Here is a 14,992-nt window from a genome sequence, read left to right as displayed (position 1 = left end):
ATATGCCCAATTCGTTGCGGAGTGGCTCACGGAAACAGCGGGTTCTGCGGGCGCGGTCACGTTCCCTTTTTCTTTGTGAGCCTCCTCACTGTCGCCTGTACTCTTGCCTGAAAATACGCTGATTGTTACCGCGCCATGTCGGACATTTGCATAATGTTTTCGGCCTGAAGCCTCTCTATACTGTCCAACAGCAGAATAATTCCACCCGAAAACGCTTCTCACCCACCTTTAAAATAAAGAACGTGCCGATTCATTTATCTCAGGACTTGTCGAGCAATGAACATTTCCAGAAACGATCTTCCCCTTTATATAAAGGTGCATGAAAACGATAACGTCGCCATTGTTGTAAATAATAATGGATTAAAGGCTGGTACGACTTTTTCATGCGGACTGGTACTAAAAGAACATATTCCCCAGGGACATAAAGTTGCATTAAACGATATTGCGCAAGGCGGCGATATTATTCGCTATGGCGAAGTGATTGGTTATGCGGTGCGCGATATTCCTCGCGGCGGCTGGATTGACGAGTCGCTGGTGGTGTTGCCGGAAGCGCCGGATCTCGCCAGCCTGCCGCTGGCCAACAATGTGCCGCCCGCCCTGCCGCCGCTTGAAGGCTACACCTTTGAAGGCTATCGCAACGCCGACGGCAGCGTGGGCACGCGCAACCTGCTGGGGATTACTACCAGCGTGCACTGCGTGGCGGGCGTGGTCGATTACGTGGTGCAGATTATTGAGCGTGAATTGCTGCCAAAATATCCTAACGTCGATGGCGTGGTGGCGCTGAATCACCTTTACGGCTGCGGCGTGGCGATCAACGCGCCGGCCGCCGTGGTGCCGATCCGTACCATTCACAACCTGGCGCTGAACGCCAACTTCGGCGGCGAAGTAATGATTGTCGGCCTGGGCTGTGAGAAACTTCAGCCCGAGCGCCTGCTGGAAGGCACGCCCGACGTACAGGCGATTTCGCTGGATGATAATGACGTGGTGCGCCTACAGGATGAGAAGCATGTTGGCTTTGAATCTATGGTTGCCGATATTTTGCAGGTTGCCGAACGCCATCTGCAACGCCTGAACCAGCGCCAGCGTGAAACGGTACCGGCAGCGGAACTGATCGTCGGTATGCAGTGCGGCGGCAGCGATGCCTTTTCCGGCGTAACCGCCAACCCGGCGGTAGGTTTCGCTTCCGATCTGCTGGTGCGCTGCGGCGCGACGGTGATGTTCTCCGAGGTGACCGAAGTGCGCGATGCGGTGCATCTGCTGACGCCGCGCGTGGCGACACAAGAAGTCGGCCAGCGGCTGCTGGAAGAGATGGCCTGGTACGATGACTATCTGAATATGGGCAAAACCGATCGCAGCGCTAACCCTTCGCCCGGCAACAAGAAAGGCGGGCTGGCGAACGTGGTGGAAAAGGCGCTGGGTTCTATCGCCAAATCGGGCCGCAGCGCTATCGTTGAGGTGCTGTCGCCAGGCCAGCGCCCCACCAAACGCGGCCTGATCTATGCCGCCACACCCGCCAGTGATTTCGTCTGCGGCACGCAGCAGATGGCTTCCGGCATTACTTTGCAGGTGTTTACTACAGGACGCGGCACGCCTTACGGCCTGGCGGCTATCCCCGTAATCAAAATGGCGACGCGCAACGCGCTGGCGGAAAGATGGCATGACTTAATGGATATCAATGCGGGGACGATTGCGACGGGCGAGGAAACCATAGAACAGGTAGGCTGGCGGCTGTTTGAGCTGATCCTGGATATCGCCAGCGGCCGGAAACAAACCTGGTCCGACCGCTGGGGGATCCGTAACTCGCTGGCGGTATTCAATCCGGCACCGGTTACCTGATGCTGCGGGCCTTCCCTTTAAGGCGAAGGCCCGGCTATTAATCCAGCTGCTTCAGCCAGGCTTCAACCCACGGCGAAGAAAGCGTTTCAGGCTCCGGATAGTCGTTAGCATCGATCAGCAGTACATCGCCGACCCGCTTCGCCGAGTGCTCCTGCAACAGCGCATCGAACTTTTTCCCCGCGCCGCAGAAATCATCGTAGTTGCTGTCGCCCAGCGCAATCACGCCGTAGCGCAGAGTGGGCTGATGGCCCAGCTTGTCTTTGATAGCATAAAACAGCGGCGTGATGCTGTCCGGCAGATCGCCCTGAGCCGTGGTCGAGGTGATCACCAATGCCACGCCGTCGGCGTAACGCTGCCACTGTTCAAGCGTGGGATCTTCAAAAATTTCCACCTGATGACCGGCATCCGTCAATAAAGGCTCCGCCTCTTCCGCCACCAGCAGCGCGTTACCGTAAACCGTCCCTACAAAAATGCCTATTTGCGCCATGCTTATCTCCTCGTTGCCTGGTCTGAACCGCTATCCTGCAGGCAAGATGCCGCAAACTCAACCCTGGGAAGATTGGGGAGAGCGTCTTCCCAGCCAAACTGCGCCATCATTCCCTGCCAGACCGAGTCCAGACCCGCGCGCAGCAGCAAAGGCTCGCCCGTTACCGGATGCGTCAGCCGCAGTTCGCTGGCGTGCAGCATCAGCCGCGTCATGCCGAAGTGCTGTGCCGCGCTGCGATTCTGCCGCAGATCGCCGTGCGCGCTGTCGCCGATAATCGGATGGCGCAGATGGGTCATATGCCGACGCAGCTGGTGCTTGCGGCCCGTCTGCGGCTTCAGCTCCATCAGCGTATAGCGCGAGGTATCGTATCGGCTGACCGGCACCGGCAGCTCCGCTTTATCCAGCGCGCGCCAGTGGGTCACGGCAGGCTGCGGTTCCTTATTCTGCTCGCTGAACCTGTCAGCGATCTTATCCAGCTCTTCAGTTAATGCGTAATCCAGCGTTTCTTCGCCATCCAGCCAGCCTCTGACCACGGCATGATAGGTTTTTTGCAGCTGGTGCTGCTCAAACTGCTGCGAAAGCAGGCGGGCGACCTCGCTGGATAAGCCCATCAACAGCACGCCCGACGTGGGGCGATCGAGCCGATGAACGGTAAATACGTGCTGGCCTATCTGATCGCGCACGGTTTGCATCACGAAAATGCTTTCATGCCTGTCGAGCCAGCTGCGGTGCACCAGCCAGCCTGAGGGTTTATTCACCGCGACCAGCCACTCGTCCTGATAAAGGATCTCCAACATCAGGCGTCGTGCTCGAACAGTTGATCAAGCTGGTTCAGCATGTGCAGCAGATTGGCGCGGCCCGGAATAGCACCTTCCAGCGCCACTTCATAATAAGGGGCGATAGCCAGCTTTACCGGCAAAGCAGACTGCGCATCCAGCAGCGCCTGCATACGCGGCAGGAAAACCCACTGTAGCCACTGGATCGGCATCATGGTATCTACGCAAAAAGGCTCGGTGCTTTCAAACGCCTCGGCGTTTGGCGCGCAGTTTTGCCACAGCCCGGCGTCATGTAAGGCCTGCTCAATAGCCTGCAGGCGATTGCGGATTTCAAGTTCCCGGCTCATCTAAGCTCTCCTGGTCAGTTTTAAAGGGTCGCAAGCATAGCATTACCGCCGACAACGGGATAAGTATGGACGAAAAAAAGGGAGCACTGTAAAAACAGTGCTCCCGGTTCGTTCGCAGCAATCCAGCTACTTTTAGTGCTCCCTGCTCATCCCTGATAACTTTGTCCTGCAGTTTTCCCTACACTTTCACCGTCAATGGCGATGTCCCTGAGCATCCTGGCTTACCGCTCTCCGGCAGTACGTTTCTCCTTCCCGGAGGTGTCCCTTTTTCTCACTCCTGAGATATCTTGCGCAGATCTGAAGTCCTTAACAGGTGCTTTCAGTCTACCGACCGGCTTGTTCCTTAAGCCACCATCCCTTGCGACAGGATCAAGTTTGCCTTAATGAACCTGACAAACAATAGGCTGAAAACTTTTTTTTGACCCCGGCAGGTTTTTTTACGAAAAGCGTTATAACAACTTTATGATTTGCTTTGCTTTTACCGGAGAAAACGCCTTTTTTTCTTAAGATATAAAAGCGATCTCTTACAGACTCTGTAAGAGATCTCTCACAAGATAAATGACGCTTTACCTTAAGGGATCAATAATCGGTAAAGAAACAAGGAATTGCTCCAGGTTCGCGGCCAGTACCGTCTGCTTTTTAGTACCCAGCTTTTCCAGAATCACTTCCCCGCTCAAATTACATACGGAAATGATTTCCAGCTCGGATGGTGTGGTAGCAATAAAAAACGTAGGCGAATGTTTAAGACGGCGCTTCATAACCAGATGGCCGATCAAGTTTTCCTGCATACGCTCGAAATCGTCTTCGCTCCATATTTGCAGCAGCGTGCAGGGCTGGCCGTTGACCAGCGTCTTCATATCGCCTGCAAACTGCGAGGTGTACCAGGCAACGACGGCAGGCTGAATTTGTAAATCGAGCGCGCGCTCTACGTTTTCCAGGTTTTTGGCGAGGGTAAAGGGCTGCGGTAGCCACCAGACCTCATCGCCAACGGTTTGCTGCACGCAGGGCGAGGGAACGCCATACAGCTCGCTGCTGGCGGGCGGATGACCGCATTCGCTGACCCACCGGTCGCAATAGTTGCGGGTAAAATCAGCCAGGGCGCGGGAGGTTTCATCAATCATTCTTTTTTCACTCTCTGGTGCCTGAGTTACACTAAGGCTATACGTTTTTAGTTACGTCGCCCGGGCCTTCCCGGCCGCAGACGATTGATCACTTCACCTGTCATATCAGGCTATAAGGTAATGCAATGTCTTCAGATACACATCAGGCGCTGAGCGGCCTGACGTTAGGAAAACCTACAGAGTACCACGACCAGTATCAGCCTTCTTTGCTCCAGGCGGTGCCAAGAAGCATGAACCGTGAGCCGCTGGGGCTCTATCCTGACAGTTTGCCCTTCCACGGCGCCGATATCTGGACGCTGTACGAACTCTCCTGGCTGAATGCCAAAGGCCTGCCGCAGGTGGCGATTGGCGAAGTCAGCCTGGATGCCCACAGCGTTAACCTGATCGAGTCCAAGAGCTTTAAGCTCTATCTTAACAGCTTTAATCAGACCCGCTTTGGTGACTGGGGCGAAGTCCGGGCGACGCTGGAGCGCGACCTCAGCGCCTGCGCGCAGGGCGAGGTCAGCGTTGCGCTGTTCCGGCTGCGGGAAATTGAAGGCCAGCCGATAGGCCACTTCAGCGGCCACTGCATTGACGAGCAGGATATTGAGATCGACAGCTATACCTTCAGCACCGACTATCTCCAGCAGGCCACGCAGCCGGAAGTAGTGGAAGAAAAACTGGTGAGCCATCTGCTGAAGTCCAACTGTCTGATCACCAACCAGCCGGACTGGGGTTCAGTGCAAATCAGCTATCGCGGCCCGCGTATCCAGCGTGAGGCGCTGCTGCGCTACCTGGTGTCGTTCCGGCACCATAACGAATTTCATGAGCAGTGCGTTGAGCGCATTTTCAATGATATCTTGCGCTTCTGCCAGCCGGAAAGCCTGAGCGTTTATGCCCGCTATACCCGTCGCGGCGGCCTGGATATCAATCCCTGGCGCAGCAACGGCGCATTTAAACCCGGCCTGTCCAGGCTGGTACGCCAGTAGCACTTTGCGTACCGTCGCGCATAAACGCACGATAACGTTGTTAACTGTTTGAGAAGAAGGCTAATCTGAAGCGGGCATCGGGTGCCCGGGAACATTTTTTCGCCGTCACGCTCGCCGTTTATCCGGCGGGCTTTTGATGGGGAGCGACCACCGCCCGGACGGGTGTAAAGGAGTTAATTTGATCACACATATCAGCCCATTAGGCTCCATGGATCTGTTGTCTCAACTGGAAGTCGATATGCTGAAGCGCACCGCCAGCAGCGACCTTTACCAACTCTTCCGCAACTGTTCCCTTGCCGTACTTAACTCCGGCAGCCAGACGGACAGCAGCCATGAACTGCTGTCGCGTTTTGAAAACTTTGACATCAACGTGCTGCGGCGCGAGCGCGGCGTCAAGCTGGAGCTGATTAATCCGCCGGAGGAAGCCTTTGTCGACGGTCGCATCATTCGCTCGCTACAGGCCAACCTGTTTGCCGTGCTGCGCGACATTCTGTTTGTAAATGGTCAGTTTGACAGCGGCTTTCAGCAGCAGGACGTGGATGACTCGGTGCGCATCACCAACCTGGTGTTTTCGCTGCTGCGTAACGCCAGGGCGCTGCACGTCGGCGAGCTGCCGAATACCGTGGTTTGCTGGGGCGGCCACTCGATCAACGCCGTGGAATATCAGTACTGCCGCAACGTCGGTTCGCAGCTGGGCCTGCGCGAGCTGAATATCTGTACCGGCTGCGGGCCGGGCGTCATGGAAGCGCCGATGAAAGGCGCCGCCGTGGGCCACGCGCAGCAGCGTTACAAAGAGAGCCGTTTTATCGGCCTGACCGAACCGTCGATCATTGCCGCCGAGCCGCCGAATCCGCTGGTCAACGAACTGATTATCATGCCGGACATTGAAAAACGTCTGGAAGCCTTTGTGCGTATCGCCCACGGCATCATTATTTTCCCGGGCGGCGTGGGTACGGCGGAAGAGCTGCTCTATCTGCTGGGCATCCTGATGAATCCGCAGAACCGCGATCAGGTGCTGCCGCTGATCCTCACCGGCCCGAAAGAGAGCGCCGATTACTTCCGCGTGCTGGATGAGTTTATCGTCAGCACGCTGGGCGAAGCCGCGCGTCAGCACTACACCATTATTATCGATGACGCGGCGGAAGTGGCGCGCCTGATGAAAAACGCTATGCCGAAAGTGAAAGAGCATCGGCGCGAGACGGGCGACGCCTATAGCTTTAACTGGTCAATCCGCATCGCGCCGAATTTGCAGGTGCCGTTTATGCCCACGCACGAAAATATGGCCAATCTTAATCTTTATCCCAATCAGCCTGCCGAACAGCTGGCGGCCTCGCTGCGCCGCGCGTTCTCCGGCATTGTGGCGGGCAACGTCAAGGAGCCTGGGATCAAAGCGATTAAGGAACAAGGCCCGTATAAGATACACGGCGATGCAGAAATCATGCGCCGCATGGACGATTTGTTACAGGGATTTGTTGCCCAGCACCGCATGAAGCTGCCGGGAACGGCCTACATCCCCTGCTACGAAATCATTAAGTAACCCTCAGCGGAGCGGCAGCCGTGCCGCTCAGTATCCACTATGACTATTCATCTGTTGATTATTGATGCGCTGAATCTGATTCGTCGCATCCACGCCGTGCAGGATTCTCCCTGCCAGGAAACCTGTATCCATGCTGTGCAACAGCTTATCCTGCACAGCAAGCCGACCCATGCGGTGGCGGTGTTTGACGACGACGATCGCCACGAAGGCTGGCGTCATCAGCGCCTGCCGGACTATAAAGCCGGACGCGCGCCCATGCCGGACACATTAAAAACAGAGATGCCGCAGATCCGGGCGGCGTTTGAGGCGGCGGGCGTGGCCTGCTGGCACGCGCCGGGCGAAGAGGCGGACGATCTTGCCGCCACTCTGGCGGTAAAGGTTGCCGACAGCGGCCATCAGGCAACCATAGTGTCGACCGATAAGGGCTACTGCCAGCTGCTGGCGCCAAATATTCAAATCCGCGACTACTTTCAGAAGCGCTGGCTGGATTTGCCGTTTATTGAAAAGGAGTTTGGCGTAGCGCCCGCGCAGCTGACGGATTACTGGGGGCTGGCCGGTATCAGCAGCAGTAAGATCCCAGGCGTGGCGGGCATTGGCGCGAAAAGCGCGGCAGAGCTGCTGCAAACCTACGGCTCGCTAGCGGCGATTTACGAGCGGCTGCCGGAAGTGGCGGATAAATGGCGCAAGAAGCTGGAGCAGCAGCAGGAGATGGCGCATCTCTGCCGCGAGGTGGCGACACTGAAAACCGATCTGCATCTGGCCGGCAACCTGAAGGATCTGCGGCTGCCGTAAAGGCAAGCGCGCGTCCCGGGCCTGACGTTGATAACGGACATAGCGGCAACTTAATTGCCGCCTGTCTTTTGACAGCGGTCTGCGGCCCGGACTCTCTTTAGCGCTCGTCGCGGCGTCCTGGCGTTGCGCCCCAGATGCGGCGAATATGCACGGTAACTTCTTCGCGATCGTGATAAAGCTGGCGCGCCTGAATTTGCGCGTTGATGCCGTTGGCCTTCAGCTTTTCGTCGATCATCGCCAGGTTTTGTGAGACTTCTTCATAGCGCTTTTTCATCGGCAGCTTGAGGTTGAAAATGGTTTCACGGCACCAGCCGTTCACCAGCCAGTCGGCCATCAGGTTAGCCACGCGTACCGGTTTTTCCACCATATCGCATACCAGCCAGTAGATGTTGCTGCGCGTCGGGCGATATTTAAAGCCGTCCTCGCGATGGTGGAAAACCTGCCCGGTATCCATCAGGCTCGGCGCCATCGGGCCGTTATCAACGGCGTGCACCATCATGCTGCGCTTCACCAGCTGATAAGTCCAGCCGCCGGGACAGGCGCCCAAATCGACCGCATAAAGGCCGCTGCCCAGGCGTTCTTCCCATTCGTCGGCCGGTACAAAAACGTGAAACGCTTCTTCCAGCTTTAACGTCGAGCGGCTTGGCGCGTCGGACGGGAACTTCAGCCGTGGAATGCCCATAAAGAACGGGGAGTTGTTCTGCGGCAGCGAGTAGCCGACGTAGCAGTAGCCCGGCGCGATAAAAAAGACGTGCACCACGGGACGCTTGTCGCTTTCGTAATTCAGCAGGATGCCCGCCGAACGCAGGCTGGAACGCAGCGGCACGGTGAACTTGCGGCAGAATTTCAGCAGCTCTTTGCTCTCGTTAGTGTCCGGCACTTCAACCCGCAGCTCGCCGCCCTTTTCCACTACGCCGGTCAGCATCCCCGTCACCGGCGTGACGCGATCCTCAGGAGGCAAATCGCGCAGCAGCTCGCCCACAACGATCATCTGACGCGAAAAAATCAGCTCGCTGAAAGGCAGCTCGCGCAGCAGTTTTTCGGCGTCTTCAGGCTGATAGCATTCAAACAGCACGTAAGCGGAATCTTCCTTTACGCGCGCAAAGCCAAATACTTCTCTGGCTGCGGCTTTCGCGGTGATCTCCGCCGCGCACTCTTTTTCAAAGCCCTGACGGCAATAGAGTAAAACTTTATTCATGGCGTTCTGCCCTTTTCTTCAGACGCAGCGCGCCAATCAACATTAAAACCCAGCCAATCAGGAAGCAGAAACCTCCTACCGGCGTAACGTAAACCCAAAGCTTAAGATGGGACAGCGCCAGACAGTAAAGGCTGCCGCTAAACAGTACGGTGCCCAGCGCCAGCAGCGCGCTGCTCCAGTAAAACCAGATATTGGCGCGGCTGCGCATCGCTGCCGCCAGGCCCAGGATCGCCAGCGTGTGGAAACCCTGATACTCCAGGCCGGTTTTCAGCCAGGCCATTTCGCCCGGCCCCAGTGACCGGCTTAATACATGAGCGCCAAATGCGCCCAGCATGACAAAAACAAACCCGCTGATGGCCGTAAAAATCAGCATTGCACGACTCGACATTCTTATCATCCTCTGAGACAGCACGCGCCGCCGCCCTGGCAACGCATGATTAAGGGTTCAGCTTTCGTAGCGGAAGCGGAATTTTTCCTGTTCGCTGGCTGCTTTTGCCAGGATCCACTGACGAAAGGCGGCTATTTTACCCAGTTCTGCCTGACTGTCATGACAAACCAGATAAAAAGCGTTTTTACTTACCAGCACGTCGTTAAAGGGACAGGCCAGCCTGCCCGCTTCTATCTCCGTTTGCGCCATCACGTTGTTCGCCAGCGCCACGCCCTGGCCGTGGATAGCCGCCTGTAAAACCATCGCGCTGTGGCTGAAAATAGGGCCGTGCTGCACGTTGATATTTACGCCCAGCTGGCGCGTATAGGCCTGCCAGTCGCGACGGGAAGCGTCATGCAGCAGCGTAAAGCGCGTCAGATCGGCAGGCGTTTTAAGAGGATTATCGCCGGTTAACAGCAAAGGTGAACAGACAGGCAGCAAATATTCGGCATAAAGTTTTTCCACCCGCAGGCCCGGCCAGTTGCCGCGCCCATAGAAAATAGCCACGTCTACGTCATCCGCCAGCTTCTCTTCTTCCCGATCGACGGCCTGGATACGCACGTCTATCCCCGGATAAGCTGAGTTAAAGCTGGACAGGCGCGGCACCAGCCATTGGATCGCAAAGCTGGGCAGCAGGCTGACGGTCAGCGCGCCCTTCGCGCTCCGTGCCTGAAGCTTGCGGGTAGCGTCGTTCAGCGCGGTGAAAATCTCTTTGATATCCAGGTAGTAGCTCTGGCCTTCCTCGGTAAGCAATAAAGAGCGGTTACGCCGCCGGAACAGCTTAAGGCCCAGAAAATCCTCCAGTGACTTGATCTGATGGCTTACCGCCGCCTGGGTCACAAAAAGCTCTTCTGCGGCCCGGGTAAAACTGAGATGACGTGCGGCAGCATCAAATACGCGCAGGGCATTTAAAGGAGGAAGACGTTTCGACATGATTACCGGTTACAGAATGTTGGCTTCGGACATAAGGCCGCTGACGCAGCTTTACGTATTAGTTTTTTTTATCCGAGCCATTATAATTTGTCCGTTGAGGATGCACCAGCAAATACCTATAGTTGCCGCACTTCCTGAGCCGGAACGAAAAGCAGTTTGAAATTGAAGCGCTTGCGCGGGGATTTTAGAAGGCTTTTGGCTTGTGGTCGTGATGTTGTGTTTGCAATTGATCTGCCTTTTGCAGATCGGGTAGTCCGACTACCGCTTTTAGATTTACCCTGTCTGTCCATAGAGATTTAATAGCACCGCAAATTGCGGTGCTTTTTTTTGCCTGAAACTTACTGGCCCATTTCAACCATTTCTTTTACGTCTGAACGGTTGATCTGCTGCTTGTTGCCGTTAGCATCTTTGTAGCTGATCATACCGGTATCGTCATCTACTACGGGTTTGCCGTCGGCGACGATGGTACGGCCATCATTGGTATGCATAACATAATTGCTTGAGCAGGCAGCCAGGGCAAAAGTCATGGCGCAGGCGGCCATAATAGCAGCAAATTTTTTCATCTTTATATCTCCTTGCAGATAGTAATGCGATAAACCACCCGCAATGCGCGATCCCGAGGCAAAAAGCGAGTAAATTGCCTGTCCTGAGAAAGCTTATTTGCGGGTAATAGTTTAAACCTTGCATAAATCAGGATAACTCGCTTTTCAGACATTGCCAGGAAAGCGCCTGTAATTCAGTTGGATTCGGTAAAAACCGCATCAATCCACCCTTATCCGAGGAGAACATGAGCATATTTTCGCCTGTTCATTTTCGCCAGCAGTTTCCCGCGCTGGACGAAGCCGGCATCTATCTTGACAGCGCGGCCACCACGCTGAAGCCAGCGGCGGTGATTGAAGCCACCCAGGCGTTCTACAGTCAGGGGGCCGGAACCGTGCATCGCAGCCAGTTTGCCGCCGCGCGTGCGCTAACCGACCGCTATGAAAATGCCCGTGGTCAGGTGGCGCGACTGCTGAATGCCCCGCTCGCCAGCAATATTGTCTGGACCAAAGGCACCACGGAAGCGATCAACCTGATCGCCCAGGGCTATTTTCGACCACGCCTGCGGCCAGGCGATGAGATCGTCGTCAGCGAAGCCGAGCATCACGCCAATCTGGTGCCATGGCTGATGGTGGCTGAGCAGACCGGCGCCAAAGTGGTGAAGTGGCCGATCGGCAAAGATTTGCTGCCCGGCATCGCGACGCTGGAAACCTTACTGAATGCGCGTACGCGGGTGCTGGCGCTTGGACAAATGTCCAACGTCACCGGTGGCTGCCCGGATTTAAGCAAGGCCGTCGCACTGGCGCATCGCGCGGGCGCAAAGGTGGTTATAGACGGCGCGCAAGGCGTGGCGCATCGGCCGCCCGACGTAGCAGCGCTGGATATCGACTTTTATGCTTTTTCCGCCCATAAGCTTTATGGGCCAATGGGGACAGGCGTGCTCTATAGCAAAACGGCGCTGCTGGAAGCGATGCAGCCCTGGCAGGGCGGCGGAAAAATGCTGACCACCGTCAGCTTTGACGGCTTTACGCCGCAGGCGGTGCCCTGGCGCTTTGAGGCAGGCACGCCCAACGTAGCGGGCGTCATCGGGCTGAGCGCGGCGCTGAGCTGGCTGGAAACAGTGGATATGGCGGCGGCAGAAAGCTGGAGCTGCGGGCTGGCCGACGTGGCGGAAGAGCGGCTGGCGGATCTGCCCGGCTTTCGCAGCTTCCGTGCCAGCGGCTCCAGCCTGCTCGCCTTTGATATCGCGGGCGTACACCACAGTGATATTGTTACGCTGCTGGCGGAAAGCGGCATCGCGCTGCGCGCCGGCCAGCACTGCGCCCAGCCGCTGCTACAGGCACTTGGCGTCAACGGCACCCTGCGCGCCTCTTTTGCGCCCTATAATACGCTTAACGATGTTGAAGCGCTGGTCAGCGCCATGACCACCGCACTGGAACTTTTGGCAGATTAACTATGACGACTTTACCGGCTCCGCACCCGTTCGGCACGCTGATTACCGCCGACGGCTTAAAACAGACTTTTTCCGCCTTTACGCAGTGGGAAGAACGCTATCGCCAGCTGATTTTGCTGGGAAAACAGCTGCCCGCGCTGGCGGAGGAGTGGAAAACGGCGGAAATCGAACTCAGCGGCTGTGAAAACCGCGTCTGGCTGGGACATAGACAGTCGCCCGACGGCAGCCTGCACTTTTACGGCGACAGCGAGGGCCGCATCGTGCGCGGACTGCTGGCGGTGCTGCTGGTCAGCGTGGAAGGAAAGCTGCCCGAAGAGATATTGCAGAGCGATCCGCTGGCGCTGTTTGATGACCTGGGGCTGCGCGATCAGCTCAGCGCCTCGCGCAGCGCCGGTCTGGCGGCACTGGCGACAGCGGTAGTGAAGGCGGCGAGCGAAGCGGGTTAAGCAAATCAGAAGCGGCGTCAGGCGCGCGCCGCTTTCGCCATCATTTTTTTCAGCACGTGGGAAACGGCCACGAAGCCGAAAGTGGCGGTGACCATCGTGGCCGCGCCGAAGCCGGAAGCGCAGTCCATCCGCTTTGGCCCTTCCGCCGTACTGCGTGAAGCGCAAACGGAACCGTCCGGCTGCGGATACATCAGCGCCTCGGTGGAAAACACGCAGTCAATACCCAGCTTGCCCTTGCTGTTTTTAACGATATTGAAATCGCTTTTTAACCGTTCGCGCAGCTTAGCCGCCAGCGGATCCTGAATCGTTTTCGCCAGATCCGCCACCTGGATCTGCGTGGGATCGATCTGACCGCCTGCGCCGCCGGTGGTAACCAGCGGGATTTTATTACGGCGGCACCAGGCCAGCAGCGCCGCTTTTGGCCGCACGCTGTCGATGGCGTCAATCACATAGGTAAAGCCGCCGCTCATCAGCTCAGCCGTATTTTCCGCAGTGATAAAGTCATCCACGCAGGTCACTTTGCATTCCGGGTTGATGGCCAGGATGCGTTGCGCCATTACCTCGGTTTTCGCCTGCCCTACTGTGCCTTTCAGCGCGTGGATCTGCCTGTTGGTATTGGTCACGCAGACATCGTCCATATCGATCAGCGTGATGGCGCCGATACCGGTGCGCGCCAGCGCTTCAGCGGCCCAGGAGCCTACGCCGCCAATGCCGATCACGCAGATATGCGCGTCGGCGAAAAGTTGCAGAGCAGACTGACCATATAAGCGTGCCGTGCCGCCAAAGCGCTGTAGCCAGGCGTCGGAAAGAACCCTCATGATTTACCTCAACGTCGGAAACGGGCCGGAAACGCCGGCCCGTTGACCTTAATTATCGACTGACCAGCGCCGCACCGGCATTGCCATTTTGTGCCATAGAGAAAGGAGAAACGCCCGCGCCCGGCGCCGCTTTCAGCACCCAGACGCGACCGTAGTGGTTATACCAGCCTGCCATATGGCCCGCCTGCTCGCCGATACCCTGATAGATATCAAAGTGCTGGCCCTTAATAGCGCCGCCCACGTCGAGCGCCACCATCACGCGCATTTCATATTTGCCGTTGAACTTGCCTTTATCGTTCAGCAAAGGCACCTCCGCCAGCAGTACCGTGCCCGGCGGGATCAGCGAACGATCGGCGGCCACCGAAGCTTTGGCGATCAGCGGTACCGCGCTCGCGCCGCGTACCGGCGCAAACTCTTCCGGCTTAAAGAAGACAAAGGACGGGTTCTGCTCCAGCAGCTCGCGCACCTCGGCCGGGCTGTGGTTTTCGCCCCATTGGCGGATAGCCTGCATCGACATATCTTCGCGCTTCACTTCGCCGCGATCGATCAGCACCTTACCGATGCTACGATAAGCATGGCCGTTCTTGCCGCCGTAGCCGAAGAAGGTCAAAGGACGGCCGTCGCCGTAGTCAACGTAGCCGCTGCCCTGCACGTCCATAATAAAGTTATCCATCAGCGAATTGCTGTAACCGATAACGTAGCGTTCATCCAGGCCGCCGCTGTAGATTTCCGCTCGGCTTGGCAAACGGCGCTTGCCGCGCGGCGGCATGCGGTATAAAGGATACTGAAATTCGCCCTGGCGGGTGTAGCGGGCATGGATAACCGGCGTGTAGTAACCGGTAAACTGCACGTTGCCATAATTGTCGGTGCCTTCCATCTGATACGCATCCACGCCGTACTGGCGCAGCTGCCGCGTATCACCGCCCGCCATCAGCCAGCTTTTTAGCGCGCTGTAGGTGGAGAGCTGGCGGGAAAACATGGCTGGCGAAGCGGCCTGGATTTCCAGCAGCTGATCGGCAAAATCTTTGCCGTTAACGGGGCGCCCTTTGGCGTTAGGTTGATTAACCAGCCCCAGCGGCTGCTGCAGCTTGCCGTCCTTATACTGCTGGCCGCGATCGGTAGGTTTGGAGGAACATCCCGCAAGCAGGGCGATTAACGCCCCGGTGACCATATACTTTGCCCAACGTCCTTTCATTATTCTCTACCTTTATACGCAATTGCAGGCGAAGATAGCAAAGCGCCCCACAGATTAAAACGTCCTCGCCAAAAAGAAGCGTCGGTTTTGCACAACAATACAACAATCGGCTGACAAA

General features: G+C 56.9%; 16 protein-coding genes. 6 read left to right on the top strand and 10 right to left on the bottom strand.

Annotated features, from left to right (window positions below; translation table 11 throughout):
- The first annotated feature begins 276 nt into the window (after positions 1-276).
- Positions 277-1,836, top strand: a complete 1,560-nt coding sequence (gene garD, locus ACA373_RS14235) for a galactarate dehydratase (RefSeq protein WP_301252643.1) — start codon at positions 277-279, stop codon at positions 1,834-1,836.
- 37 nt (positions 1,837-1,873) lie between these two features.
- On the opposite strand, the gene ACA373_RS14230 is transcribed toward garD, so the two are convergent.
- The 4 genes from ACA373_RS14230 to syd all read right to left on the bottom strand — a co-directional run bounded on the left by ACA373_RS14230 (position 1,874) and on the right by syd (position 4,567).
- Positions 1,874-2,323 carry a flavodoxin gene (locus ACA373_RS14230; protein ID WP_301730103.1) on the bottom strand — a complete coding sequence of 150 codons (450 nt, stop codon included), beginning with the start codon at positions 2,321-2,323 and terminating at the stop codon, positions 1,874-1,876.
- Between the two features lie 2 nt (positions 2,324-2,325).
- Entirely contained in the window at positions 2,326-3,120 is a 795-nt protein-coding gene (truC, locus tag ACA373_RS14225) for a tRNA pseudouridine(65) synthase TruC (RefSeq protein ID WP_370734702.1), read from the bottom strand.
- The gene (locus ACA373_RS14220) at positions 3,120-3,446 is read right to left on the bottom strand and encodes a YqcC family protein (RefSeq protein ID WP_253458816.1); all 327 of its coding nucleotides are present in this window, start codon (positions 3,444-3,446) and stop codon (positions 3,120-3,122) included. Before ACA373_RS14220 ends, truC begins: the two co-directional genes overlap by 1 nt.
- A 566-nt stretch (positions 3,447-4,012) precedes the next feature.
- Positions 4,013-4,567 (bottom strand): SecY-interacting protein, encoded by a 555-nt coding sequence (gene syd, locus ACA373_RS14215; RefSeq protein ID WP_253458814.1) that lies wholly within the window; start codon positions 4,565-4,567, stop codon positions 4,013-4,015.
- A gap of 125 nt (positions 4,568-4,692) precedes the next feature.
- Here syd and queF point away from each other — a divergent pair, with 125 nt between their 5' ends.
- The 3 genes from queF (at position 4,693) to xni (ending at position 7,864) form a co-directional block, all read left to right on the top strand.
- Entirely contained in the window at positions 4,693-5,535 is an 843-nt protein-coding gene (gene queF, locus ACA373_RS14210) for an NADPH-dependent 7-cyano-7-deazaguanine reductase QueF (protein ID WP_253458812.1), read from the top strand.
- Positions 5,536-5,713: 178 nt separating this feature from the next.
- Positions 5,714-7,072, top strand: coding sequence for a nucleotide 5'-monophosphate nucleosidase PpnN (gene ppnN / locus ACA373_RS14205; protein WP_253458809.1), 1,359 nt, complete (start codon positions 5,714-5,716; stop codon positions 7,070-7,072).
- Between the two features lie 39 nt (positions 7,073-7,111).
- The gene (gene xni, locus ACA373_RS14200; protein ID WP_301252645.1) at positions 7,112-7,864 is read left to right on the top strand and encodes a flap endonuclease Xni; all 753 of its coding nucleotides are present in this window, start codon (positions 7,112-7,114) and stop codon (positions 7,862-7,864) included.
- Between the two features lie 97 nt (positions 7,865-7,961).
- On the opposite strand, the gene rlmM is transcribed toward xni, so the two are convergent.
- The 4 genes from rlmM to ACA373_RS14180 form a co-directional block, all read right to left on the bottom strand.
- The gene (rlmM, locus tag ACA373_RS14195) at positions 7,962-9,062 is read right to left on the bottom strand and encodes a 23S rRNA (cytidine(2498)-2'-O)-methyltransferase RlmM (protein WP_301730100.1); all 1,101 of its coding nucleotides are present in this window, start codon (positions 9,060-9,062) and stop codon (positions 7,962-7,964) included.
- On the bottom strand, positions 9,055-9,450 hold the full coding sequence (locus tag ACA373_RS14190; protein ID WP_253458802.1) for a DUF423 domain-containing protein: 396 nt from the start codon (positions 9,448-9,450) through the stop codon (positions 9,055-9,057). The genes rlmM and ACA373_RS14190 overlap by 8 nt, the downstream gene beginning before the upstream one ends.
- A gap of 57 nt (positions 9,451-9,507) precedes the next feature.
- Positions 9,508-10,422, bottom strand: a complete 915-nt coding sequence (locus ACA373_RS14185; RefSeq protein WP_125287404.1) for a transcriptional regulator GcvA — start codon at positions 10,420-10,422, stop codon at positions 9,508-9,510.
- A gap of 338 nt (positions 10,423-10,760) precedes the next feature.
- Positions 10,761-10,985, bottom strand: a complete 225-nt coding sequence (locus ACA373_RS14180) for a YgdI/YgdR family lipoprotein (protein ID WP_253458800.1) — start codon at positions 10,983-10,985, stop codon at positions 10,761-10,763.
- A 224-nt stretch (positions 10,986-11,209) separates the two neighbouring features.
- On the opposite strand from ACA373_RS14180, the gene csdA reads away from it, so the two are divergent.
- A complete protein-coding gene (gene csdA, locus ACA373_RS14175; protein WP_370734701.1) occupies positions 11,210-12,415 on the top strand; it encodes a cysteine desulfurase CsdA in 1,206 nt (401 codons plus the stop codon).
- 2 nt (positions 12,416-12,417) lie between these two features.
- Entirely contained in the window at positions 12,418-12,861 is a 444-nt protein-coding gene (gene csdE, locus ACA373_RS14170; protein WP_301730098.1) for a cysteine desulfurase sulfur acceptor subunit CsdE, read from the top strand.
- Positions 12,862-12,878: 17 nt separating this feature from the next.
- Here the strand turns inward: csdE and tcdA are convergent, their stop codons facing one another.
- Positions 12,879-13,679 (bottom strand): tRNA cyclic N6-threonylcarbamoyladenosine(37) synthase TcdA, encoded by an 801-nt coding sequence (gene tcdA, locus ACA373_RS14165; protein WP_253458794.1) that lies wholly within the window; start codon positions 13,677-13,679, stop codon positions 12,879-12,881.
- A gap of 52 nt (positions 13,680-13,731) precedes the next feature.
- Positions 13,732-14,874, bottom strand: a complete 1,143-nt coding sequence (gene mltA, locus ACA373_RS14160) for a murein transglycosylase A (RefSeq protein WP_253458791.1) — start codon at positions 14,872-14,874, stop codon at positions 13,732-13,734.
- Between the last annotated feature and the right edge of the window lie 118 nt (positions 14,875-14,992).

This window comes from Erwinia sp. STN24 (assembly GCF_041320675.1).
Taxonomy (GTDB): Bacteria; Pseudomonadota; Gammaproteobacteria; order Enterobacterales; family Enterobacteriaceae; genus Erwinia; species Erwinia aeris.
Note: the sequence above shows the minus strand (reverse complement) of the source record. Positions and strands in the feature narration are given on the sequence as shown.

Coding starts and splice junctions, on each gene's coding strand:
- garD (WP_301252643.1), top strand. CDS start 277: ATGAACATTTCCAGAAACGATCTTCCCCTTTATATAAAGGTGCATGAA.
- ACA373_RS14230 (WP_301730103.1), bottom strand. CDS start 2,323: ATGGCGCAAATAGGCATTTTTGTAGGGACGGTTTACGGTAACGCGCTG.
- truC (WP_370734702.1), bottom strand. CDS start 3,120: ATGTTGGAGATCCTTTATCAGGACGAGTGGCTGGTCGCGGTGAATAAA.
- ACA373_RS14220 (WP_253458816.1), bottom strand. CDS start 3,446: ATGAGCCGGGAACTTGAAATCCGCAATCGCCTGCAGGCTATTGAGCAG.
- syd (WP_253458814.1), bottom strand. CDS start 4,567: ATGATTGATGAAACCTCCCGCGCCCTGGCTGATTTTACCCGCAACTAT.
- queF (WP_253458812.1), top strand. CDS start 4,693: ATGTCTTCAGATACACATCAGGCGCTGAGCGGCCTGACGTTAGGAAAA.
- xni (WP_301252645.1), top strand. CDS start 7,112: ATGACTATTCATCTGTTGATTATTGATGCGCTGAATCTGATTCGTCGC.
- rlmM (WP_301730100.1), bottom strand. CDS start 9,062: ATGAATAAAGTTTTACTCTATTGCCGTCAGGGCTTTGAAAAAGAGTGC.
- ACA373_RS14190 (WP_253458802.1), bottom strand. CDS start 9,450: ATGTCGAGTCGTGCAATGCTGATTTTTACGGCCATCAGCGGGTTTGTT.
- ACA373_RS14185 (WP_125287404.1), bottom strand. CDS start 10,422: ATGTCGAAACGTCTTCCTCCTTTAAATGCCCTGCGCGTATTTGATGCT.
- ACA373_RS14180 (WP_253458800.1), bottom strand. CDS start 10,985: ATGAAAAAATTTGCTGCTATTATGGCCGCCTGCGCCATGACTTTTGCC.
- csdA (WP_370734701.1), top strand. CDS start 11,210: ATGAGCATATTTTCGCCTGTTCATTTTCGCCAGCAGTTTCCCGCGCTG.
- csdE (WP_301730098.1), top strand. CDS start 12,418: ATGACGACTTTACCGGCTCCGCACCCGTTCGGCACGCTGATTACCGCC.
- tcdA (WP_253458794.1), bottom strand. CDS start 13,679: ATGAGGGTTCTTTCCGACGCCTGGCTACAGCGCTTTGGCGGCACGGCA.
- mltA (WP_253458791.1), bottom strand. CDS start 14,874: ATGAAAGGACGTTGGGCAAAGTATATGGTCACCGGGGCGTTAATCGCC.